The 22714-nt window shown below is 69.0% G+C and carries 19 protein-coding genes; 7 read left to right on the top strand and 12 right to left on the bottom strand.

Annotation, left to right across the window (positions count from 1 at the left end):
• The first annotated feature begins 3 nt into the window (after nt 1–3).
• Nucleotides 4–960, top strand: coding sequence for a CPBP family intramembrane glutamic endopeptidase (locus tag ACFQW6_RS00850; protein WP_378540294.1), 957 nt, complete (start codon nt 4–6; stop codon nt 958–960).
• A gap of 857 nt (nt 961–1817) precedes the next feature.
• Here ACFQW6_RS00850 and ACFQW6_RS00845 read toward each other — a convergent pair.
• The 9 genes from ACFQW6_RS00845 to ACFQW6_RS00805 form a co-directional block, all read right to left on the bottom strand.
• Nucleotides 1818–2363: a cysteine hydrolase family protein gene (locus tag ACFQW6_RS00845; RefSeq protein WP_378540293.1), complete on the bottom strand. Its 546-nt coding sequence runs from the start codon at nt 2361–2363 to the stop codon at nt 1818–1820.
• 96 nt (nt 2364–2459) lie between these two features.
• A complete protein-coding gene (locus ACFQW6_RS00840; protein WP_378540292.1) occupies nt 2460–2597 on the bottom strand; it encodes a hypothetical protein in 138 nt (45 codons plus the stop codon).
• A 122-nt stretch (nt 2598–2719) separates the two neighbouring features.
• Entirely contained in the window at nt 2720–5461 is a 2742-nt protein-coding gene (locus ACFQW6_RS00835) for an AAA family ATPase (protein WP_378540291.1), read from the bottom strand.
• A 92-nt stretch (nt 5462–5553) separates the two neighbouring features.
• Nucleotides 5554–5784 (bottom strand): hypothetical protein, encoded by a 231-nt coding sequence (locus ACFQW6_RS00830; RefSeq protein ID WP_172260959.1) that lies wholly within the window; start codon nt 5782–5784, stop codon nt 5554–5556.
• Nucleotides 5784–7172, bottom strand: coding sequence for an alpha/beta fold hydrolase (locus ACFQW6_RS00825; protein ID WP_378540290.1), 1389 nt, complete (start codon nt 7170–7172; stop codon nt 5784–5786). The genes ACFQW6_RS00830 and ACFQW6_RS00825 overlap by 1 nt, the downstream gene beginning before the upstream one ends.
• Entirely contained in the window at nt 7169–7666 is a 498-nt protein-coding gene (locus ACFQW6_RS00820) for a GNAT family N-acetyltransferase (RefSeq protein WP_378540289.1), read from the bottom strand. The genes ACFQW6_RS00825 and ACFQW6_RS00820 overlap by 4 nt, the downstream gene beginning before the upstream one ends.
• Before the next feature lie 182 nt (nt 7667–7848).
• On the bottom strand, nt 7849–10380 hold the full coding sequence (locus ACFQW6_RS00815; RefSeq protein ID WP_378540288.1) for an ABC transporter permease: 2532 nt from the start codon (nt 10378–10380) through the stop codon (nt 7849–7851).
• 3 nt (nt 10381–10383) lie between these two features.
• The gene (locus ACFQW6_RS00810; RefSeq protein WP_378540287.1) at nt 10384–11238 is read right to left on the bottom strand and encodes an ABC transporter ATP-binding protein; all 855 of its coding nucleotides are present in this window, start codon (nt 11236–11238) and stop codon (nt 10384–10386) included.
• 125 nt (nt 11239–11363) lie between these two features.
• Complete coding sequence (locus ACFQW6_RS00805) at nt 11364–12737, bottom strand: MFS transporter (protein WP_378540286.1); 1374 nt, start codon at nt 12735–12737, stop codon at nt 11364–11366.
• Between the two features lie 400 nt (nt 12738–13137).
• On the opposite strand from ACFQW6_RS00805, the gene ACFQW6_RS00800 reads away from it, so the two are divergent.
• The 4 genes from ACFQW6_RS00800 to ACFQW6_RS00785 all read left to right on the top strand — a co-directional run bounded on the left by ACFQW6_RS00800 (nt 13138) and on the right by ACFQW6_RS00785 (nt 18086).
• Nucleotides 13138–14586 (top strand): MFS transporter, encoded by a 1449-nt coding sequence (locus ACFQW6_RS00800; RefSeq protein ID WP_378540285.1) that lies wholly within the window; start codon nt 13138–13140, stop codon nt 14584–14586.
• Between the two features lie 77 nt (nt 14587–14663).
• Complete coding sequence (locus ACFQW6_RS00795) at nt 14664–16973, top strand: HelD family protein (protein WP_378540284.1); 2310 nt, start codon at nt 14664–14666, stop codon at nt 16971–16973.
• Nucleotides 16974–17026: 53 nt separating this feature from the next.
• On the top strand, nt 17027–17692 hold the full coding sequence (locus tag ACFQW6_RS00790) for a GNAT family N-acetyltransferase (protein WP_378540283.1): 666 nt from the start codon (nt 17027–17029) through the stop codon (nt 17690–17692).
• A 19-nt stretch (nt 17693–17711) separates the two neighbouring features.
• On the top strand, nt 17712–18086 hold the full coding sequence (locus tag ACFQW6_RS00785; RefSeq protein WP_378540282.1) for a hypothetical protein: 375 nt from the start codon (nt 17712–17714) through the stop codon (nt 18084–18086).
• A gap of 202 nt (nt 18087–18288) precedes the next feature.
• Here ACFQW6_RS00785 and ACFQW6_RS00780 read toward each other — a convergent pair whose 3' ends face one another.
• On the bottom strand, nt 18289–19551 hold the full coding sequence (locus ACFQW6_RS00780) for an MFS transporter (protein WP_378540281.1): 1263 nt from the start codon (nt 19549–19551) through the stop codon (nt 18289–18291).
• A 67-nt stretch (nt 19552–19618) separates the two neighbouring features.
• Here ACFQW6_RS00780 and ACFQW6_RS00775 point away from each other — a divergent pair, with 67 nt between their 5' ends.
• Both ACFQW6_RS00775 and ACFQW6_RS00770 read left to right on the top strand, forming a co-directional pair.
• Nucleotides 19619–20191 carry a winged helix-turn-helix domain-containing protein gene (locus ACFQW6_RS00775; RefSeq protein WP_378540280.1) on the top strand — a complete coding sequence of 191 codons (573 nt, stop codon included), beginning with the start codon at nt 19619–19621 and terminating at the stop codon, nt 20189–20191.
• A gap of 453 nt (nt 20192–20644) precedes the next feature.
• A complete protein-coding gene (locus ACFQW6_RS00770) occupies nt 20645–20884 on the top strand; it encodes a hypothetical protein (protein ID WP_378540279.1) in 240 nt (79 codons plus the stop codon).
• Between the two features lie 73 nt (nt 20885–20957).
• Here ACFQW6_RS00770 and ACFQW6_RS00765 read toward each other — a convergent pair whose 3' ends face one another.
• Entirely contained in the window at nt 20958–21242 is a 285-nt protein-coding gene (locus tag ACFQW6_RS00765; protein WP_378540278.1) for a hypothetical protein, read from the bottom strand.
• Between the two features lie 108 nt (nt 21243–21350).
• On the bottom strand, nt 21351–22274 hold the full coding sequence (locus ACFQW6_RS00760; RefSeq protein WP_378540277.1) for a hypothetical protein: 924 nt from the start codon (nt 22272–22274) through the stop codon (nt 21351–21353).
• Nucleotides 22275–22714 lie beyond the last annotated feature (440 nt).

Raw genomic sequence — 22714 nt, 5'->3', positions numbered from 1 at the left:
GTCGTGTCCCACACTCTGAAGGTCTACCTCGCCATCGTTCTCGGGTGGGCGGCCCTCGCCGGAGCGCTGCTTCGGATCACCGGCATCGACCTCGACTCCCTCATGGGAGCGGCAGTCATCGCCCTGCTCTACATGCCCTCACCAATGGTGGCGGCGCTGATCGCCGAACGCGGGTTTCGCCGCGACCGTCTCCGGCTGCCCCGGCGAGGGGTGCGTCCAGTTGCCGTGTACCTGCTGCTGCCGGCCGCCGCCGTGGTCGCGTTCGTTCTGCTGTTCCTTGGGGCCGTGCTGGTGGGGTCTGCGCTGCTCGGCGTCGACGCCACCGGTCAGCTCGCCCTGACCCAGGAGCAGATCATGGACGGCGCGGCCTCGCTCGTCGGGCAGGACGCGGTGGATGCAGCCGGTGAACCACCGCCCGCTGCCGTGCTGCTGGTGGCGGGCATGTGGGGTGCCCTAGTGGCCGGGTCGACGATCAACGGCGTCTTTGCGATGGGCGAGGAGTACGGGTGGCGGGGCCTGATGTGGGACGAGCTCCGGGCCGCCGGGCCGGTGCGCGCCAACCTGCTCATCGGCCTCGCCTGGGGCGTGTGGCACGCCCCGCTGATCGTCCAGGGCTACAACTACCCCGAGTTCCCCGGGCTCGGCGTCCTGTCGATGGTGGCGTTCTGTACCGGCATGTCGTTCGTCCTCACCGCGGTGCGCCAGCTGACCGGCAGCCTGATCCCCGTCGCCGCCACGCACGGCATGTTCAACGCCATCGCACCCATCCTGCTCATCCTCGCCCCGGATGCCCACCCGATCCTCGGTGGTCCGCTCGGGCTGCTGGGTGCCGCGATCTTCGCTCTCCTAGGGGCAGCGGCATGGGCAGTGACGCGTCGCGGGAGTGCGCACGGCAACCAGGTATCCCGTAACAACTCGGGACGCTCCACTGGACCCTCAACCGCAGGCAGCAGACGGTGACTGGCGCGTCCCCGTCCCCAACCCCGGCGTCTGGCCCGCCCACTGCTTCTCGGCTGGCGCCGACGCGCGGGCATCGGCATGTGCGTACGTCTCGACTCCAGCGAATCACCCGCCATCGAATAGGGGGACTCGCTCATCGGCTTGCTCGTTGACGGCTCCCGTGGCCACTGCGGGCGCGTGCTCGATTCCAGTGGTGTTGCGGTGGTTCCGTGATCGCGATCCCTCCAGCCAGTTGAAGGCGGCCCGGAATTGGGCTGTCCCACCGCTGACCGCGACGACCAGGTGGAACCGGCTCCGGTTGAGGCGGCCCTGCCCGTCATTGAGAGAGGGCTGCGACCCGCCAACGCCGCTCCACCTGGCCTACCAGGGCGACCAACCCGTCGGGTTCGCCGTGGTCGTCGTGCAGCCGGCGGCCTGGAGATCCTCTCCTGGGTGTCAACCCAGCCGCGTGGGGACGCGGTAGCGCGAGCCGGCCCCTGTCCGATGTCACGGACTACGCAGGAGAGACATCCCGACCGGAGGTCGAACTGTGGGTCTACGACGACAACGCCCGAGCCGTCGAGGGGCACCGGCGAACGGGCTGGTCTGCCAGCGACGACGTTCGAATCCACTCGACATCAGGTCGGCTCGAGCAACGCCATGTCCGAAGCGTTCTGTGAAACTCGAGGGGCGTCACTCAGCAGTAGAGTCAACCATGAGCAGCCACGGGTCACACGTCGGTGCCAGCTCGTTCATTGTGGGCGCGTAGCGGGTCGACCGCCGCTTCCGCCTTGATGACGGACGTTGGACGCCTCCCTTTGCCTGCGACACCGGCGGGTGGGCGTCCTGCGGTGTGTCTCGACGAGCGGCCGCGCACCTCAACTGCGGGGTGAGAGTGTCGCGATGACGTTCCGGGTGGTGACCACCGTGGCGAACTCGTCGTGCAGGTTGGTGCAGGTGGCGTACGCGAGCTGGTCGGCGGTGAGCCCGCGGCCGTCGGGGCCCATGCGGTCGTAAGTGTGCGTGGCGTCGGCTGCGAAAAGCACTCGGTAGCCGAGGTTGCCACCGACGCGTGCCGTGGTCTCGCAGCAGTGGTTGGTTGTGATGCCGCAGATCACCAGCCCGTCGACTTGTTTGCGTTGCAGCCATCGGTTCAGGTCAGGGGTGCCGTGGAAGCTGGAGTTCACGCTCTTGCGGACCAACAGGTCAGGCTGGGCGGTGTCGAGGTACTCCTTGAGGTGATTGCCTGACCGGCTCGGGTGAAGCGGACTGTTCGGGTTGGTCGAGTCGTGCTGCACGAACACCATGGGCAGGCCCGCCGCGGTGAAGGCGTCAACCAGTGAGGCGATGTTGCGGTCGGCGTCAGGATTGTTGCGTGGTCCCCAGAAGGCCGAGTCGTCGAACCCGCGCTGCACGTCGACCACGATGAGGGCGGTCGTCGCTGCGAGGAGCCCGGACGGGGTCGCCGCGGCTCGTGTGGTGTGTGGCATGTGGTCTCCCAGGAGGTGGGTGGTCGGGGGTTAGCGGGAGCCCTGCGGGCGAGTGGGCCAGCGGCGGGGCCCTCGGGCGAGGCGTGCGAGGCGGTCATTCTCAGCGGCTCGCAGCCGGCGCTGGATCTCGTGGTCGGCAGTGGCTTGGTAGAACAGGTAGCTGGTCATGGTGATCTCCTCAGGTGCGGTGGTGGAGTCACCATCGTGTTCTCGACGGCGGGGTGGTCGCGCCGGGGAAATCGCCGGGGAGATTGCCGGGTCGGGGGTGACCTGGCCCTGCCGGGCCTAGGTCAGGCGAGGTCGCCGGCGAGGGCCGCGAGTTCGGTGCGCGAGGTGATGCCGAGCTTCGAGTACACGTTGCGCAGGTGGAAGTCGACCGTCCGGGGGCTGATGAACAGACGAGTGGCGACGTCCTTGTTGCTCAGCCCTTCCCGTACGAGGCCGGCGATCTGTGACTCTTGCGGTGTGAGGCCGGTGGCGACGAGGTTGGCGCCACGTCGGGCGGTCTCACCGGAGGCTCGTAGCTCCTGTCGGGCCCGTTCGGCCCAGAACCCGGCGCCGAGGCTCTCGAACGTGTCGAGGGCTTCGCGCAGTGGCACTCGCGCGTCGGTGCGACGGCGGCGACGGCGCAAGTGCTCTCCAAGGGCCAGCTGGGTTCGGGCGCGGGCGGGGAGGCGGGGCGACTTGGCGTGCCATTCCAACGCCTTGCCGAAGTTCTTCTCGGCGTCACCGTCGCCGACCAAGGCTTGTGCGTGGTAGACCGCGGCCCAGGCCCATGCCATGTCGGTTCCCTCAGCGAAGGAGTGGAGCTCGTCGAGACCCTCCTTGGCGAGGTTCGCCCGATCGGCGCGCACGGCGGTCTCGATGCGGTCGAGCGCGGTCAACCAGCGTGCCACGGGTAGGTCGATCTGTTGCAGGTGGTGCAGGGCTGTGGCAGGTGTGACGTCGGACTGCCGAGCGGCGGCCCAGTGCGCGAGTCCGCGCACGATTCCCGCGACCGCGCCGTGAGGCGGACGCTGTTCGAGTTCGACGTCGAGTTCGCGCAGGTGTTGCGGGGCGGCCGCGTCGCCGCGCAACGCCGAGATGACGGCGAGCTCGGCAAGAGGTAGGGCGACGAGCTCATGCAGGCCGAGGTTGCGGTCGAGCAGCAATGCTTCCTGGGCGGCCGCTGCGGCTTCGCTCCACGCGCCGGTAGCGATGCGGAAGACGACGCCTCGGGTGAGGGCGTGCTCGATCATGTTGACGGCGGAGGTGTCGCGGGCGTGCTGGAGCTGGAGGTCGTGCAGCCGGATTGCCCGTTCGTCGTCGCCCAGGTGCATGGTCGCGATGGCGAGGTTGGCGTGGAGCAGCGGTGGTGCCGTCAGGGGCAGGGGGATGTCCCAGGCGCGTCGCAACGCCGTGGCTGCGGTCGCCCAGTCGTTTCGGATGACGGCGGTGAATCCGTCGAGCAGCAAACCGGCGACAAGTTCCTCTGGTGCTGCCTGTGGTGCGGGCGGCTCGACGATGGTGGAGGGGTCGGGAGCGTCGGCCGAGCGGGCGCCGAAGGATGCCAGGGCTGCGGCGAGCATGGCGAGGACCCGCGCGTGCGCAGGATCGTGGGGCGCTGCGGTGGTGGCTGCGTGGCACACGATCCGATAGCCGTCGTCGAGGGATCGGGTGTTCCACTCGACCTGGCCTTGAAGCTGAAGGAGTTCCGCGCGCAGGAGCGGGTCGTCGGCGTCCACGAGTGCGGCCCGGGTGAGGAGGTCGGTCTCAAGCGGCCGGCCGGCGGCGAGGTTGGCCCCGGCGGCGGCCAACAGGCGTTGGGCGCGCTCGTGGGGGTTGAGGGTGAGCTCGGCGGCGCGGGCCCATGCGGCGGCGGCTGCTTCATGTCCGCCGCGTCGACTCGAGCGCTGGGCGGCCTCGTCGAGCGCTGCGACTACGTCGGGGTCAGGGCCGTCGACGGACGCAGCCAGGTGCCAGGCGCGGCGGTCCTCGTGGGCGGTTCCGGTGAGGGCGTCGGCAAGCGCCCGGTGGGCCTGCCGGCGCCGTGAGCTCGTGGCGGCTCCGTAGATTGCGGACCGTACGAGCGGGTGGCGGAGCATGAGCCCGTCCGAGTTGATGCGCAGTAGTCCCGACTCCTCGGCAGTGTCGAACGCGTCGTGGGGTGCGCCGAGGGTGGCGGCAGCCCGGGCGACGGTGGCGGGGTGGCCGGAGTCGTCGGCGGCCACGACCAGGAGCACGGTCTGGGCTGCGGTATCGAGCTTGCGGTAGCGGTCGAGGAAAGCGCGCTCGACACGTTCGGTGAGCGGAAGCCGGTCGGGGAGACGGTGTTGTCCGGTCAGCTGGTCGGCGGTGAGCGCGCCGCTCAGCTCGATCAGGCCGAGCGGGTTGCCGTCGGTGACTTCGACGAGTTCTTCGAGCACATGGGCAGCAATCGGAGCAGCGGCTTGGTCGGCGATGAGCTCGCCGGCAGCGGCAGCTGCGACCCCGCTCACGGTGAGGGTCGCGAGGTCCGGTGTGTCGAAGGCTCCTGACTCGTCGTCCCGGATGGCGAACATCAGTGCGACCGCTTCGCCCTCGAGTCGTCGTGCCACGAACATCAGGGCTGCGGCGGAGGCGTCGTCGAGCCAGTGGGCGTCGTCGATGACCCCGAGGACGGGTTGGTCTCCGCCGACCTCGGAGAGCAGGTTCAGCGTGGCGAGGTAGACCAGATGTCGGTCGCCGGCGGTCGCAGTCTCTTCGCCGAACGCAGCGCGCAGCGCTCGGGCCTGGGGCGCCGGGATCTGGTCGAGGCGGTCGAGCACCGGACGGAGCAGACGGTGCAACGCCGCGAAGGGCAACGGCGCCTCGGACTCGACACCCCGCGTGCGCAGCACGGTCACACCAGTATCTTCAACCGCGTCCCGGGCGGCCGCGACCGCGTCATCGAGCAGGGCGGACTTCCCGACGCCCGGCTGGCCTCGCAGGACCAGCGCGGCTCCGTCGCCGGTTGCGGCGCGCTCGATGAGCGCGCGCAATGCTGCCTGCTCGGCCTCCCGTCCTCTCAGCACGGCGGCACCCTATCGAGTCGAACCCGACACCGGAACAGAGCCGATGTCGCGGCTTTTGCCTGGTTCGGTGACGGGTCCCGCGGCCGAGTCGGTCACTGGGCCGCCCGGCAATCGAGCCGGTCCAGGACGGTCAGCACGTCGGCGCGCTCCACGGGTTCTCGGGCGGTGACGATGAGCAGGCCGGCAGCCTCGTCGACGTCGCAGAAGCTGACACCGGGCAGGTTGCCCACCTGTCGCTCGACTGCTTCGCCGACACCTGTGGCCGGCGGGTCTTGGAGGCGGAACATCACGGTCCCGACGAAGGCCCGCGGGGTGTTGCGCATCATTGCGACCCTCCGCGCTGGTGTGGGTCGGCCGTCCGGGCGTTGTGGGTGAGGGCGGTGATGATGCGTGGCCAGGCGGCAGGGGGCAGGTCGTGCCCCATCCCTTCGACCAGCTCGAGTCGTGCGCCGGGGATGGCGGCGGCGGTCGCTCGCCCGCCGGAGGGGTGGCACATGCGGTCGGCTGTGCCGTGGATGGCTACCGTCGGAACTGTCAGGCGCGCGAGCGCGGAGGTGCGATCGGACGCGGTGCGTATTGCTCGGTGCTGCCTGGTCCGTCCGTCGCGGGCGTCGGGGTCGCGACGGAACGCCGCTCTCGTCGCCCGACGAACTTCGTCGAGGTCTTGGTCGAATCCGGTGGACCCGACGGCCTCGAAGATTCGCACGCGGCGTTCGACGGCTTCCTCTTCGGTGCGCGGCCGGCGTGCGATGAGGTGGCGAAGGAGCACGGGTGAGGTGCGCCCCTTTCCGCGCTGCCCGGTGGTGGACATCATCGAGGCGAGTGAGGCCACGCGGTTCGGGTGCCGGATCGCGATCAGCTGCGCCACCATGCCCCCGAGCGAGGCACCGACGACGTGTGCGGTCGCAACGCCGAGGTGGTCGAGGAGCCCGACTGCGTCGTCGGCCATGTCGTCGAGGGTGTACCTGGCACCGGGCAGGTGGGTGGACCGGCCGGCGTCGCGGTTGTCGAACCGGACGACGTGGGACCCGTGATGTGCCAGCTGGCGGCAGAACGCGTCGGGCCAGTGCACCAGCTGGAAGCCCAGCCCCATGATGAGCAGCATCGTGGGTGACGTCGGGTTGCCGAAGGTCTGGTAGCACACGGTGACGGCTCCGACGTTTGCGAAGCGCTCCGGGCTGGGACCGTTGGGGACCTCGCGTGTCCAGGCCAGGGCGGTGGTCGGCTCGTCGCCGGCCAGGTAGGGCGTGGCGGTGTCGCCCGGGTGGTAGCCCAGTGCAGTCCAGAACGGGTCGGCGAACGTGGCGTTGGTGGCGACGATGGTGGCCCGCAGTCGCTGCACCTCGGGCCAACGGGCCACCCATTCGAGCAGGAGCTCGTGCGTGCGACGGCCGATCCCGCGTCCTTGGTAGGCGGAGTGGGTCTGCAGGAGTCCGATGTGTCCGGTGTGGTCGTCCGGCCAGCCGCGAAGGACGTCCACGACGGCTACGAGCGCACCCGTGTCGTTGTACGCCCCGAGCACTGCCTTGTGCGCGGCGGGTAGCCCGGGTGGGCGGGTGCTGAGCAGCTCGGCTGCCGCGTGCGGGGGTGTCGCGGTGCCCGTGACACGGCGTGCATAGTGCGGGTCTGCGTCCAGGAGCGCCTGCACGGCCTTGGTGGCGCGCTGGTCGAGCTGTCGCAGGGTCAGCTGCGGCTTTTCGGTGGCGGTCATGCACGGTCCTGGAGGTAGCGGGTGTAGGCGTCCGGTCGCCAGGCGGCGACCATCTTGGTGCGAAGCGTGGCTCCCAGGCGCTGGTAGAAGCGCTGGCCGGCGTCGTTGTCCTGGTTCACGCCCCAGGTGATGAGTGACTTGTCAGGGCGCACGTGCTCGGCGAGGGCCGCCATGAGCATGCCGCCGATGCCGCGGTCGCGCACCTGCGGGCGGACGTAGAGGTCGTCCATGGCGAAGATGTCGTGGCCCTGCCACAGGTTGAGCTGCCGGGTGCCGCTGACGTACCCGAGGGGCTGCTCGGCTGCGACGGCGAGGAGGACCACGACCGACGGGTCGGCGAGCATGCGCCGCCAGTCCGCGAGGCTGGCGTGGACGGCGTCGGCGGAGTTCTCGTGCGTGGCGAGCTCGAGGAGCAGGGTTCGAACGTCGTGGGCGTCCTCGGGGCCGGCGCGGCGGATGGTGATGGTGGCGGTGGCGTCCGGCTGGTTGGTCATGGCTTTGCTCCTGTGCAGTGTGTGGATGTCGAGGTTGGATCGGGGTGGTGTCGACTCGGGGTGGTGTCGACTCGGGGTGAGGTGGGCCTGTTGTGGCGCCTGGAGGAACGCCGGGTTCTGCACCCCGTGGGGGCATGTGGGGTGGGTGCAGAACCCGGCTGCATGGGGGCTGGCGGGCGCGGTCATTCGCGGATGGCGGTCAACACCTCCAGACGGGCTGCGCGGCGTGCGGGCGCCAGTCCACCGACGACGCCGACCACGAGGGCCACGGCGGCAACGAGCGCAAGCCCGGTCGTGGGAACCTGCAGGTGCAGGTCACCGCCTTGGGCGATGGCGCGCACGAACAGGGCACTGGTGGCGACTCCGACGGTGGTCCCGACGAGCAGCCCGGCGACCGCGATGAGCAGGGACTCGGTGCGGATCATGGTCCGCAACTGCCGACGGGTCATCCCGACGGCACGGAGCAGGCCGAGCTCTCGGGTGCGTTCGATGATGGACAGAGCCAGCGTGTTGGTGATTCCGAGCATGGCGATGAGCACGGTGAGCATCAGCACGGCGGTGATCAGCGTGAGGATGCCGTCCAGGGACGCGGTGCGGGCCTCGGCCGCGCTGGCCTGGTCGCGTACTTCGACCGTCGGCATGGCCTCGAGCGCGTCCTCGAGCGCGGTCTGCGCCTCATCGACCGTGGTGCCCGGGCGGGGGCGCACCAGCAGGGTGGCGTCCACGCGCTCGGTGAACCAGTCGCGGTAGCTGGCGAGCGAGACGAGGTAGTCGGTGCTCAGCGCCTTCGCGTCGTCGTCGTCGATGAGCCCGACGACGGGCACCTCGACGGTGCCGGTGCGGGCGAACGTCATGGCGAGGCTGTCGCCGAATTTGAGACCGCGTTCAGCCGCCTGGCGCTCGGTGATGACCACTCCGTCGGTCAGGCCGGTCAGGCTGCCCTCGACCATGTCGACATCGGTCACGTCACCGATCGTCGCGGGGTCAAGCGCGGTGAGCGCGCGGGTGGCGCCGGCGTCCTTCCAGTGCCCGAACCGCAGCGGCGAGACCGTGCCGACCTCGTCCAGGCCTTCGATCTTCTTCAGGGTCGCCGGCTCAAGGCCGCCGAGCATCTCACCGCGTGCGCTCTCCACGACCAGTTCGGCCGTGATGGCCTCGTCGAAACCGGACTGCAGAGCAGCGCGGACCGAGGCTCCGACGACGGAGACGAACACCACCAGCGCGAGGCTGAGCGCCAATGCCATCACGGTCGCTCCGGTGCGTCGCGGTGCTCGTCGGGCAGCTTCTCGAGCCAGGCCCGCGGGCACGCCGCGGCCGGTGAGAGCGCTCAGCCCGCGCCCGATGTGGTGCACCACGGCGGGCGCGACAACCGGGGCGAGGGCGACCAGTCCGGCCACCAGGGCGGCCGTGCCGGCGCCGAGTGTCGGCATCGACTCGGTGGCCCCACCGACGCTGAGCGCGGCGACTCCCACGGCCGTGAACGTGACGCCCACGCCGGCGCGGATGCGGCCCCGACCGCCGGTGGTACCGAGGGCACCCTCGCGCATGGCCATCACAGGTGAGATGCGGGATGCGCGTCGGGCGGCACCGAACGCGGCGATGAACGTGACGACCACTCCGACCGCCAACGCGACGATAAGGGTGCGGGCCGACAGAACGGTGGGGCCGTCGGGGACGGTGGCGCCGGCGGCGTCCAGCAAGGCGCGCAGCCCGATGGCGGCCATGAGTCCGGCTCCGGTCCCGGCAACGGCTCCGGCTACGCCAAGGACGGTGGCCTCGCCGAGGATGGACGTCATGACCTGACGGCCGGTGGCTCCGGCCGCACGCATGACCGCAAGCTCCCGGGTGCGTTGTGTGACCAGCACCGAGAACGTGTTGGCGATGAGGAACGCACCGATCACCAGCGCGGCTCCGGCCAGCGCGAGCAGTGCGCCGGTGATGAAGCCGAGCTGAGACTTGGCGGCCGCCGCACTGGCGGCGGCCGTGTCCTGGCTGGCGGCCACGTCGACGTCCGTGCCGAGCTCGGCACGGAGGTCCTCAGCCACGCCCGAGGTGGCGGTGGCGTCGGCTGCGATGACGTCGATCTGCGAGATGCCGTCACCGAGCCGCAGGAGACGCTGCGCGGTGGACAGGCTGGTGAGGGCGACGGTGGTGTCGGGCAGCCCGTCTGCCTCACCGAAGCCGACCAACCCGACCACGCGAAGGTCGGCCTCACGGTCGGCCTGGACGCGAACCGTGTCACCGACGGTGATGTCGTGCGCGGTCGCGGTGGCTGCGTCGATGACGACCTCATCAGACTTCGCGGGTGCGTGACCCTCGCGGAGGGTGAACCCGTCGACTCCGGTCCACGAGGTGAGCATCGAGGGACCTGCCGGAACGATCGCCTTGCCGTCAGCGATGAGGAGTCCGGTTCCCTTGACGACGGGGATGGCGCGACCGACGCCGGGAAGCGCGGCGGTGCGGGTCGTCAGCTCGGCGTCGAGGGGGTCGCGTTCGACCTCGACGCCCATGGCGGCGTCGAAGGCGACGGCGTCGCGGATGACGATGTCAACCTCGGTGCTGGCGTCGCGGAACTGGTCGTCGAACACCTCTCGGGACGTGTCGGTCAGCACGAGGGTGCCGACGACGAAGGTGACGCCGAGGGTGATGGCAGCGAAGGTGAGCAGCAGCCGCCCGCGGTGGGCCATCGTCTGCTTGACGACAAGTCGGAGCATGGGTCAGCCCTCCTGGATGGAGCCGGAACCGAAGCCGGCGTGGGGATCGGGGTTGGCGTCGGGGTGGGGGTGCTCGTCGGTGTCGAGCTGGAGCATCCGGTCAGCGATGGCGGAGGCTGTGGGGTCGGTGATCTCTTCGATGACGCGTCCGTCGGTGAGGAGCACGACCCGGTCGGCGTGGGCGGCGGCCAGCGGGTCGTGGGTGACCATGACGATGGTCTGGCCGAGGTCGTCGCAGGCGTCGCGGAGGAAGCGCAGCAGAGCCTGCCCGTGCCGGGTGTCGAGGTTTCCGGTCGGTTCGTCGGCGAACACGATCTCGGGGCGGGTGACCAGGGCCCGGGCGACGGCGACTCGCTGCTGCTGACCTCCGGAGAGCTCGGAGGGGCGGTGGTGCAACCGCTCCCGCAGTCCGAGGGTGTCGACCAGTCGGGCCATCCAGTTGGGGTCTGCGCGCCGTCCTGCCAGGTCGAGCGGGAGGGTGATGTTCTCCTGCGCGGTGAGGGCGGGAAGCAGGTTGAAGCTCTGGAAGACGAACCCGAACCGGTCGCGGCGCAGCAGCGTGCGCTGCCGCTCGCCGAGGGCGGTGAGGTCGGTGTCTCCGATGAGTACCTGGCCGGCGTCGAGGACGTCGAGACCGGCGAGGGCGTGCATCAGGGTCGACTTGCCGGACCCGGACGGACCCATGATGGCGGTGAAGGTTCCGGTGCGGATGTCGAGGTCGGCACCGTCGAGCGCCTTCACGGCCGCCGGTCCGGTCCCGTAGGTCTTCACGAGGCCGCGGGCGCGTACCGCTACCGACGCGCTCGGGGCAGCGGCTTGGTCGGCTTGGGTGGCGCGGGTGTTGAGCAGGTTGGTCATGGGTGGCTCCTTGGTTGGTGGCCGGGTGCCGGCCGGGCGAGGACGTCGCAGGTTCGGGGGTCTCAGCCTCGGTTTCCCCGGCGCCTGGTCGCGCCGGGGAAATCGCCGGGTCCGTGGCTTCCGACTCAGTGGCCGTGGCCCTGGCTGATGGGGGCCCGCTCGGGGTCGTGCGCGGGCAGCATGAAGGTCGGGATGAGCAGGACAACGAGACCGATGGCGACGGCGAGGAACGCGTCCTGGCTGCCGGACGTGATGCCCGCGCGGGTGGTGAGGTTGCCGGCGACCGCGGTCAGGGATGCCACACCGAGCGCGGCACCGATCTCGTGGCCGGTCATCATCAGTCCCGACGCGAGACCCGACTGCTCGGGCGCGACGTCGCTCATCGCCGCAACGGAGATGGCGACGAACATCGGACCGACGCCGAGGCCGAGCAGCGCGAAGCCGGGAAGCACATCGCCCAGGTAGGAGGGGTCGGAGTCGACGAACGAAAGGACCAGGGCCCCCGCGGTGGCGATCAGCAGGCCCACGCCGATGAGCTTCTTCGCCCCGACGTGCGGCAGCGCCTTCGATGCGACGGCGGCGCTGACGGTGATGAAGCCCGCCAGCGGCAGGAACTGCAGGCCGGTGACGAGGGCGGACGAGCCGAGCACCTGCTGCAGGTACAGCGAGCTGAGGAAGATGGCACCGACGACGGCTCCGGTGACGCCCGCCATGACGGTGGATGCCGACACCAGGGACCGGATGTGCCACGTGGCGGGCGGCACGATGGGGCTCTCGACCTTGCGCTCGTTGACCACGAACCCGGCCAGCAGGATCGCGGCGAGGCCGGCGGCGACGAGTGTGTGGGGTGCCGTCCAGCCGTGGCTGGTGGTGGACTCCACGGCGTACACGAGGGTGAGCAGGCCGGTCACCAGGAGCGCTGCCCCGGACAGGTCGAGCTGGCGGCGGCCAGCGGTGGGCGTGGGCGCGAACCGGACTCTGGCCAAGACGCCGACGGCGACAGCGACGCCGATGGGGACGTTGATGAAGAACACGGCGCGCCAGTCGAAGACGGTGGTGAGGATGCCGCCGAACAGGACACCGGCGGCGATGCCCATGCTGGCCACGGTGCCCCACAGCGCCAGAGCGGTAGCCCGCTGGCGGCCCGAGTAGGTGGCCATGACGATGGACATGGCTGCCGGGGTGAGCAGGGCTGCGCCGGCGCCCTGGGCGCCGCGCGCGGCGATCAGGGTCGTTGCCGAGTCGGCGAAGCCGGCGGTGAGTGAGCCGAGCGTGAACAGGGTAAGGCCGGTCAGGAAGACGCGGCGGCGGTCGAACAGGTCCGCGACGCGTCCACCCAGCAGCAGGAACCCGCCGCTGAGCAGCACGTAGGCGCTGACCATCCACTGGTAGCTGCTGGACGAGAGGTGCAGGTCGTTAGCGATGCTGGGCAGGGCGACGTTCACGACGCTCACGTCGAGCACGACCATGATCTGCGCGGCCAGCATGAGGGCCAGCACGGTCCAGGGACGCCGTGCAGCTGGTGCGTCGTGGTCTGGGGCTTCGTGGTGTAAGCCCCCGTGGTGTGGGCCGGCGTGCGCGTCGTGTGCGGGCGGCGACGCCGTCGTGGAGTGATGCGAGTGGCTCATGGCGTTCTCCTCGGGAAGGTGATGCCGGCTCGGTGATGCCGGTGACCCGAGCGTCCTTCCGGACGCGGGTGGCTCGCGCCGGGAGTTCCGCCGGGTTGCCTCCGGTTGGGGCGACGGCATCGGCTCCGGCACTCAGTGCGCCATGTGACGTGACGGCAGAGCGAGGAGCGCCAGCGGAGGTGCGCCACGGAACGCCCGGGGGGCGCAATCCCGGCGATCTTCCCGGTGCGACGCAAGGCCCCTCGCCGCGACCGTGGACGAAGACGACTCCATGACCGAGGTGACAGCCATGACCACCAGCACGACCCCTTCCGCTACCTCACTCGATACACCTCGCGCCATCGAGGGCTTCAGCCCGAGCACTCGGCCCAGCGGGCCCAGTCGGTCCCGTCGGAGGTTCGCCCTGGCGTTGCTGGTCTCGGCGCAGTTCGTGATCATGCTCGACACGTCGATCGTCAACGTCGCGCTGCCGTCGATCCAAGCGTCACTGTCCATGAGCGCGAGCAGCCTCAGCTGGGTGGTGAACGCCTACGTGCTGACCTTCGGCGGGCTTCTCCTGCTCTGCGGTCGCGTCGCCGACCAGGTCGGCAGGCGGCGCATGTTCACGATCGGCTCGGCCCTGTTCACCGTGGGCACACTGGCCGCAGCGACCGCTGCCGACGAGTGGATGCTCGTCGCCGGCAGGATCGTGCAGGGTGCTGGAGCAGCGTGTCTGAGCCCGGCCGCGATGGGCCTGCTCCTCGTCAACTTCCCGGGCGAGCACCGGGCACGGGCGATAAGTCTGTGGGGCGCCGCATCGACGCTGGGTGGCGCCACCGGAGTCGCCGCAGGCGGACTGCTGGCCGGCGCGTTCGGCTGGTCATCGGTCTTCCTGGTCACCGTCCCGGTATCCCTGCTGGCCGTCGTCATGGCCGGGCGCGTCCTCGACGACAGCCAGCAGCGCGCCAGCCACGACTTCGACCTCCGTGGTGCCGTGAGCATCACCGGAGCCGTCGTCGCGCTTGTGCACGGGGCACTCGCCCTCACGTCGGGAAACTGGAAAGAGTTCGTCACCGTCGGAGTTGCAGTTCCCGTCGCGCTCGCGGCCGTGTTCATCCGAGCAGAGCGCCGCGCACCCGAACCCTTGGTGCCCCTCGACCTGTTCAGCTCCCGGACGCTGAGGATCGGCGTCGCCCTCGCCGTCTTCGGCGGAGCCGCCCGAGCTTCGACGTTCGTACTCGTCGCGCTCTACCTCCAGCAGGCACTCGCGATGTCCCCCGAAGCCGGTGGACTGGCCATGGTCCCCACGTCCCTGACCGGGTTCGTCGTGTCGCTCGTCCTCCTGCCGCGCGTCCTGCGTCGATTCGGGCCCCGGGCGAGCCTTGTCGCCGGGCTCCTGGTTCTCGCGATCGGACACCTGTGGCTGGCTCTCGAGCCTGCCGGGTCCGGCTACGCGCTTGGCGTGTTGCCCGGGCTGCTGTTCGTGGCGACCGGCGTCGCCCTCAGCTTCACCCCCACCACCGTGGTGATCGCGACCGCCGTCAACGAGTCGCACGCCGGCCTCGCTTCGGGTCTGGCCAGCAGCGCTACCCAGGTCGGTGCCGCACTCGGTACAGCGGCGTTCACCACCATCGCGTTGGAGAATCGGAGCTCCGGGTTTCCGGCCGCCTTCACCGCCGCCGCGGTCGTCGCGCTCACCACCGCGCTACTCGGCGCCCTTGCACGCGAGAACCGCCGCTAGCCCTCGCCTGTCGCGTGACCGCCCGAACGGGTCGCGACGACCCACACCTGTCCGCATCGCCGACGAGGACCACGCCTATGCCCCAGCCACCGAGTCACCAAGCCGTCTCCGATCCCTCGAAGGAGGACACTGCGGACAGCCCCCTGGCCGGACCCGACGAGGCTCGCACCAAGCCGCGTTCGCGGATCATCGCCGCGGAACAATCTGCGATCGACAACGCCTACCGACTTCTCGACGAACAGCGTCACATCGCCCGACACGCGCTAGCCGCGTCCCGGCTCAACCGCGGCACCGGCACCCCGCAGTCGCTCACCGAACGTGACGCCATCGTGTCCCAGCAGGAGGCCCGTGTTCGCACGCTGGAGGCTGTGGAGCACCAGCTCGTGTTCGGAAGGATCGACCGACCTCACGCGCGCAGCTACATCGGGCGCATCGGGTTGCGAGATTCGCGACGCGACAGCGTCGTGCTTGACTGGCGTGCCGACGCTGCCGCACCGTTCTACGCCGCTACGGCAGCGGATCCGCAGGGGCTGCTGCTTCGCCGTCGGCTGCGCGTCGTGGACCGAAGCGTCACCGACGTCCACGACGACATCGTCGCGCCCGGCCACGACAAGCGTGAGGACGTCCTCACGGACACCGCCGACGCTGCGATCCTGGCCGCAGCCCAACGACCACGCACTGGACGAATGGCTGACATCGTCAACACCATCCAGGCCGAGCAGGACGCCGCCATACGTGCCCCACTGGCCGGCATCCTCGTGGTCGACGGACCACCCGGAACTGGCAAGACGGTCGTGGCACTGCACCGGGTCGCGTACCTGCTGCACCGTCACCGCGACTACCTCGAACGACACGGCGTCCTCATCGTCGGCCCCGGATCGAAGTTCCTCGACTACATCTCTCACGTCTTGCCCGGACTCGGCGAGACCAGCGTCACCGCTGCGACCGTCCAGGACCTTTATTCCGTCCGCGAGCCTCTCGGTGACGACACAGCCCAGGTGGCCGCTCTCAAGGGAAGTGAGGAGATGATGCCGGTACTGCGGGCCGCCGTCGACAGCCAGTACCGGGTCCCCACCGCACCCATCCCGCTCGAGGTCGACGGCACGACCGTGTGGCTGCGCCCCGACGCTGTCCGCGTCGCTCAACAGCGAGCCCGGGACACCGGCGAGCCCCATAACCAAGCACGCGACCAGTACTCCAGCGCGGTCCTGGACGATCTGATCGACCAGATGCGCAGCCTGGACGAGCCAGTCGGCGGTGACGCCCGCGTGCGTCGTCTCCTCGCGGCGTCCCCAGACGTACGCCGTGAGGTGAACCTGTGCTGGATGCCCCGCACCCCAGAACAGCTACTCGAGCGGTTGTACGCCGACGAAGGCTTCCGCAGGGACTGCACCGACTCATGGACGTCCGCGCAGCGTGTCCTCCTGCACCGCCCGCGGGGTCGGTCGTGGACCCTCGCCGACATTGCACTCCTCGACCACCTCGCCGAGCTCCTAGGGCCGCTGCCGGCCACTACCGCCGAAGCTGCCGCCGCGCATGAGGTCGACACCGACCGCGAAGAACTCACCGCCTACGCCGCGGACACGCTCCGTGTCGCGAACCTCGACGCAATGCTCACACCCGAGATGTTGGCTGCGCGCCACGCCCCCTCTCCGAGGCAGACGACCACAGACGATCCGGTGTGGGACACCTTTGGACACGTCGTCGTGGACGAAGCGCAAGACCTCTCGCCGATGCAATGGCGCATGATCGCCCGCCGATGCCCGTCCAAGTCCATGACCATCGTCGGCGACCCGCACCAGGCAACCTCGCCGGCCGCGAGCAAACAATGGGTCCCGCTGAACACGTCGGCTGCCGGCCGGACGCGGCGACACCGCCTGAGCGTCAATTATCGCGTCCCCGGCAGGGTCATGGATGCGGCGATGCAAGTACTCGCAGCACACGTTCACGCTCCTGAGAAAGTCCGGTCCCTTCGCCCCGGGACGCCTCCGCGCTATGTGGAATGCCGGGGCTGCGATGAAGCGACGCTTGTGCGCCGAGGCGCTGACGTGGCACAGCGGTTGGCACGTACATCGCCCGGAAGCGTCGCCCTCGTGTTGCCGCCCGGCCTCGCCTGCACCGACGAGACTCTCACCACCGAGGGCGGCAGCCACCTACCCAACGTGAGCCTGATGTCGGCAGCTGAGGTCAAAGGGCTGGAGTTCGACCACATGGTCCTGGTCGAACCGCACCTCCTCGCGCACGATCCGGCACTACGCAGCCGCATGCTCTACATCTGCCTGACCCGAGCCACCCAAACTGTCACCCTCGTCCACCGTCGACTACTTCCCGCAGAACTCCTCACCGCCGGGAACAGACACACCCAGTTCCTCGACGTCCCCCAGTGACGACATCTACCCACGGAAAGCCCGACGTGACCTCACGACCTCACATCCCTGCCATGCCTCCGGTGCCGGCTCACGAGCCCAGCGCCACATGTCGCGACGGGGCACTGCAGCACCTCATCGAACGCGGGACGACTAGCGACGCTGACGCGATCGCCACGGCCTTGGCTGATGCGTTCCTCAACTACCCGTTCACCGACTGGATGGTTCCAGCCGACAACAGGGTGGGGCGCCTACGCGGGTTGTTCTCGCTCACCGTCGGCCGCGTCGGCATCCCCTACGGCGACACCTTCGTCGCACGGTGTGCAGCTCAGGGGCGAGGGCGCGAGATCGTCGGCGCCGTGGTGGGGATTCCCGCCAGCGGTGTGCCTGACGAGGTCTGGGCTTCCATGGCACCCGCCGAGGAAGCGCTGCTCGCACACCGTGCCGAGGCGAGCGCCCAAGCCGACCAAGCAACGCGCCGCCTACGTCCGACCGAACCTCACTACACAATCGCCACCATGGGCGTCGCCGGCCACCACCGGCGCCGGGGTCTTGCTGAGGCCCTGCTCGAGCCGGTGCTCGCCGCAGCGGACGACCAGACGCTGCTGTGCTACCTGGAAACCTCCAGCGCCAGCAACGTCAGGCTCTACCGGCGCGCGGGGTTCACTGTCCGGGGCTCGGCCGCACTCCCACACCGCGGCCCTACCGTTTGGGGCATGTCCCGCCTCCCCACGCTGTAGCGCAGCGCTGCTTCCCGAGGTGTCCGTCGAGACCGGCGACCGGGAGATCGCTGCGCAGTTCGTCAACCTGCGTTCAACACCTGCAGCTGCCTGGGCGAGTGAGGACTTGGGGGAGTACATGACCGTCGCGACAGCCCTCGAGTGGCGCCGGCGCGGCCGAAAGGTCTACTTCAGCATCGACGACAGAGAGGGGACGGAACTCGCCGACAAGTTCGGGCTGTCGAACCTTCGCACCCGGGAGTTGGTCACCGCGTGCATCAGGGCGGGCTTGGTCCCTACGAGAGCAGACCTGACGAAGCTCTGGATGGATCTGCGCAAGTACTCCCGTCTCCCAACGTTGGCCGAGACCAGTGTCGTCGGCGAATGGGACAGATGGAACGAGCACAAGCTTTAGTTCGTATCGACCCGGGGGCTCGCTGCTGCAACGTCATGTACGCCCGCAGCGGCTGTCGCGCTCGGAACCGCGATTCTCGGCAGCACCCTCGCTTGTGGTGGCGGCCGCTGACTCTCACCGGTCACGCCAGTGAGTCGACAGCAGCCCATGGCGAGACGGCTCGGCCCTCTCCGACCCTCAGCGGAGATTCGGACGATGTCGCTCAGGTGTTCGGCAGGGGTTCGGTGATCCGCTCCGCGACCGGTTCTGAGACCCACTGGTCCGGACGGGGCACCGAGCGGATAGACCGGCTGGCGGACAACAGCATGGCCAGCAGCGCGGATCCAGCCACGAGCACCGTCAAGGTTGCCTGACCGCCGTGATGCTCGAGCAGCCAGCCGCCGAGGAGTGGCGATAGGGGCATAACCGACATGGACAGGAACTGGCTGGTGGAAGACACCCGACCCTGGAGGTGGTCCGGGGTCACTGCCATCCGGTACGAGCCGATGCCGGCGTTGGCGACGGGGTTGAGCAAGAGCAGGAAGAACGTGCACAAGCAGGCCGTCCATGGGCTGGCGGACCAGGTGAGCGGGATCAGGGGCAGGCAGCACATCCATCCGACCAGGACGGTGAGCCGTCCGGTAGGAAGCCGTTGGATCAGCGCGGGCGCGACGGCGGCACCGAGGATGCCTCCGACGCCGGCCGCGGTGGAGACCAACCCGATCTGAGCGGCCGGCACGCCCTCTTGCACCATCCTGAGCGTCACAACGAAGAAAATCGCGTTCGTCACGAGGTTGGTCAGCGACGCCCACGTCATCAAAACACGGAAGAACGGGCGTGCCCACATGAACGCGAGTCCTTCCGACAGTTGCCTGCGTATCGGCTCGTGCCGCTGGGGGCGGGCGGACAGGTCCGTGCGTACCCTGCGCACCGTCAGGCACGCGACGGCGAACGTCACCGCGTCGACCGCGAACGGCAACCAGCGCGTCACGGCGTACAGCGCGCCGCCCAGCGGACCGCCGAGCAACGATGCAACGTGCTGACGTGCTTGGCTCTGGCTCAACGCGGTTGGCAGATCCTCCGTTGACACCACCGACCGGAGCGCCGAACTCTGCGCCGGGTTGTAGACGCCTGCAGCAACCCCACTGATCAGCGCCACAGCCGTGAGGTGCGGAAGGGTCAGTGCCCCGAGTGCGCCGGCCATCGCCAGTGAGGTGTACGCCGCACAGCCCGTGCCACTCGAGATCAACATGATCCGGCGCCGGTCGACCAGGTCGGCCAGCACGCCGGCAGGAAGGAGCACGGCGCACAAGCCCCCCAGGTAGGCGGCCTCCACCAATCCCGCGGTGACAACCGAACCGCTCAGCGCGTAGGCCACGAGCGGGAAAACGAACATCGAAAGCGCACTGCCGAGCTCGCTGACGGTGTCGCCGATCCACAAGATCGTGAAGTCGCGGTTGCGGGACAGCTGTCGGTAACCGGGCATACCCGCACCTTATGGTGCGCAATTTGTAGTGCGCAACATGTCTTGCGAAATTTGGTACGCTGCGTCGATGACGGACTCCCAGCACGTCACCGATCCCCGCGTCCTTCGTGCACTCGCTCACCCCGTGCGTGGCAGGATTCTCGACGAGATCGACGCTGCCGGGTCAGTCCGGGCGGCGGACGTGGCACGCGAACTGGGCATCCCCGCGAACCAGGCCAGCTTCCACCTGCGTCAGCTCGCGAAGTACGGACTGGTTGAGGAAGCGCCCGAGGAGGCGCGCGACAAGCGCGACCGGGTTTGGCGCGGGACCACAAGCGCAGCGCTGACGGTCAACCTCAAATCACTTGAGGACGCGCCCGGCGGCCGAACTGCGGTGCACGTCTTCCGGGAGACCAAGAGAGCCTGGGGGCACCACCTCGTCGACCGTGCGTTTCGAACCGATCACCCGCCTGGAAGTGGCCGGTTCTCCTCGTCCGAGCACGCGCTGAAGCTCAATGATGACGAGGCTGAGGAGTTCCGCGGGGAGTTGGAAGAGCTGATCGACGGCTGGACGAAGCGCACGCGTGGCCGTGGCACCGGACGGCGGACGTACGTTGTCTACCAGTTGGTGCAGCCCTATCCGGAGATCGCCGAACCGTAGAGCATCCCGCGCTGCCCCAACTCTGCCCCTGTCGTATGGGACCGATTGAACCGCCATCCGGTGCTGCAAAGTGTGCCGTGGCGTCGAACATGCCGGGAACACGCGAGCCACGGGCGAAGTCGAACGAGGTCTGATGTCGTCGCCGACCTAACCCCAGCTCACCCAACCCGAAGTCGATGTTCGGGACCTTTGAAGGTTGTGGAGCCCCTGATTGCTGGTCATGCCCGCGCATGACTGCATGGATGGTGGGCGTACAACAGCGGCCAGCGCGAGACGCGCCGGCCGCTGCGGTTGCGGGTCCTCCTAGTCGGGGGGCAAGCAAAGAGTCCCTAGCGTGGCCTCCAAGCTGTACCCACCGTTCTGGCACACGCTGCACCACTGGAGTGCGGCTCCCGGCTGGTGTAGGAGCTGCACGTCGTTCGTCGCCCACTGTGCCGAAAGCGTGGCGGCTAGGTGCGCATCACCGATTATGCCGGTCACGGCATCCTCGAGCAGCACGAGCTGCTGCTCGATCATCGGTGTGTTGCCTACGCCCCAACAGGACAGTTCGGCGCTAGTGCGCGCCAAGGCACGTCGCATGGTGAGCAGGAACTCGAAGCGGTCTCTCTTCGCAGGTGGCAGTGCGTGCAACGCTCGGCGCTCGCCATCGAGCATGACGGTCTCCATCTTTTGGCGTCCGGAACGTCGGTGTGAGGCTCCGTGACACGGACACGGCATGCGTGTCAGTCGGGACAGTGCGTGCACTCCGCAGCCGCACAAGGTCACGTCAAGAGCCGTTGGACAGCTCATCCGCGATCTCAGTCAGACGAAGGGCAGCTTCCCGCGCTGCTGCTGCGCCCCACGTGCGATCCACGGCTCCCAGGTTCACGTCAACGCCGACGAGATGGGCGAACGCGAAGATCAGAAGATCCTCGACGAGGTCGGGGTCGACGTCGGGAAGAGCGCGCTTCAGCTCGTCTCGGACCGCGCGCACGTCTGAACCTGCGTCGGCAGCGTCATGGACCGACAAGGCCAGGTTAGTCAGCAGGCTCTGGGCGACAGAAGGTTCCATGCGAACGAGCGTTCCGCGTGAAGGCCAAGCCGCAATGGTTTCACGGCACTGGAGTTGGGAGCAGGTTCATCAGGCCGCGTTTCGGCCTGCTGGCCTTCCTCTGTGAGGTCAGCGCAGGGTTCGGATGACGTGGGGGATTTGCGCTTTGAGCACGTTCTCGGCCTCGAACATGGGATTTAGCTGGATCGCCCACCTTGGGTCCCCGGACGATTGCCTGCCCCGGAGGGCGTGAACCATTGCGGCAGCCGCGTCGAGAGTGACAGTGGAGTCCTCGTAGACCTCGATCCGGATGAGCGCATGCCCGTAGCTGTGATGAGAGGTTGCGGTGTGAAGACGAACGTATGCAGTGTGGACGTTCCTGTCAGTGGTCCTAGAGGCGGGCAGACGGAGGCCGGGGGAGCGCCAGCCCGCCTTTGTGGGGATCAGGTCAGGGTCGGGTAGCCAGTCGGCCTGATGGGTCTTGACTACCCCCACCACGTCGTCGCGGTCGCTGCTGCGAAGGAGGGGCCCGTCCACGACGAGGACCTTCCCGGTCGCTTTGGGGGCCGCAGCGACAGCCAGGTCTTCTACGTGGCGGCGCGCCTGATCGATCCACTCGTCAGTCAGGGTCGCCAGACCCCACGGTGTGCTCTCAGGCAGCGCCACGACGGGCAGTTGGGGTGCGCGTGTGCGTACTTCCTTCTCATCGAGCTGTGAACAGATGACCGCCAGGCGGGGTTGGTGGTCGAGCAGCGTGAGACCGTGAACCGTGCCGGCACTTGTCCAGGCCAGCGTGATCTCTTTGTGCTCCAGTCGGCCCAACAGCGCGCGGGCTTGGACGCCGTCGAGGCATCCGAGGGGGAGAGCAGGCGGGACGTCGTGGATGGGGCGCGGCTGCTGTTCGATCTGCTGCACGATCCGTCGGTAGCGACCGGCGGTGGGTGTGGCGTCGCGGGCACGACTGTCAGTGAAGGCAACCGCCGCAGCAGCAAGATCGACCGGGACAGACGTCGGCGGCCAGGGCACGGGTTCAGAGAAGGATGACGAGGGCACGGGGGCCTCCTAGGTTGGCTCAGAGAGCGGGCGACCTACCGGTCGACTGCTCGCAGCGTGCCGCTGGTCGCCTGCCAGGCATTGCCCCGCACCGGGTGGTCCCGGACCAGGCGTGCGTGCGCAAGCAGCTGAACATGGAGGGAGCACTCTTCCCCCGGCCCAGTCCGAGGTACGTCATTTGCAAGCCCCTTGATGACTCTGACCGGTTGCCGTCGTCGACGGCTGGGACTAAGGGACGACTAGCTCCTATCGCACCGGCTGTTGCTGCCGCGGTACGAGGCCTCGATGCTGCGCCGCACCGGCAGCACGACTGATGCTGCTCAGTGCCGGGTGGGCTGAAGCGCCAGTCCAGATCGACTCCCGGACCCGCGTGGCCGCCCGCAAAAAGGCTCGACTGCGTTTATCAAAACGCCTGCGAACGCTGTGGTCCCTTCATTACG

It is taken from the genome of Nocardioides sp. GCM10028917 (assembly GCF_042666175.1).
Lineage (GTDB): Bacteria > Actinomycetota > Actinomycetes > Propionibacteriales > Nocardioidaceae > Nocardioides.
Note: the sequence above shows the minus strand (reverse complement) of the source record. Positions and strands in the feature narration are given on the sequence as shown.

Coding starts and splice junctions, on each gene's coding strand:
- ACFQW6_RS00825 (WP_378540290.1), bottom strand. CDS start 7,172: ATGACCGCCACCGAAAAGCCGCAGCTGACCCTGCGACAGCTCGACCAG.
- ACFQW6_RS00790 (WP_378540283.1), top strand. CDS start 17,027: ATGCCTCCGGTGCCGGCTCACGAGCCCAGCGCCACATGTCGCGACGGG.
- ACFQW6_RS00820 (WP_378540289.1), bottom strand. CDS start 7,666: ATGACCAACCAGCCGGACGCCACCGCCACCATCACCATCCGCCGCGCC.
- ACFQW6_RS00800 (WP_378540285.1), top strand. CDS start 13,138: ATGACCGAGGTGACAGCCATGACCACCAGCACGACCCCTTCCGCTACC.
- ACFQW6_RS00815 (WP_378540288.1), bottom strand. CDS start 10,380: ATGCTCCGACTTGTCGTCAAGCAGACGATGGCCCACCGCGGGCGGCTG.
- ACFQW6_RS00830 (WP_172260959.1), bottom strand. CDS start 5,784: ATGCGCAACACCCCGCGGGCCTTCGTCGGGACCGTGATGTTCCGCCTC.
- ACFQW6_RS00775 (WP_378540280.1), top strand. CDS start 19,619: ATGACGGACTCCCAGCACGTCACCGATCCCCGCGTCCTTCGTGCACTC.
- ACFQW6_RS00780 (WP_378540281.1), bottom strand. CDS start 19,551: ATGCCCGGTTACCGACAGCTGTCCCGCAACCGCGACTTCACGATCTTG.
- ACFQW6_RS00840 (WP_378540292.1), bottom strand. CDS start 2,597: ATGACCAGCTACCTGTTCTACCAAGCCACTGCCGACCACGAGATCCAG.
- ACFQW6_RS00765 (WP_378540278.1), bottom strand. CDS start 21,242: ATGGAACCTTCTGTCGCCCAGAGCCTGCTGACTAACCTGGCCTTGTCG.
- ACFQW6_RS00795 (WP_378540284.1), top strand. CDS start 14,664: ATGCCCCAGCCACCGAGTCACCAAGCCGTCTCCGATCCCTCGAAGGAG.
- ACFQW6_RS00810 (WP_378540287.1), bottom strand. CDS start 11,238: ATGACCAACCTGCTCAACACCCGCGCCACCCAAGCCGACCAAGCCGCT.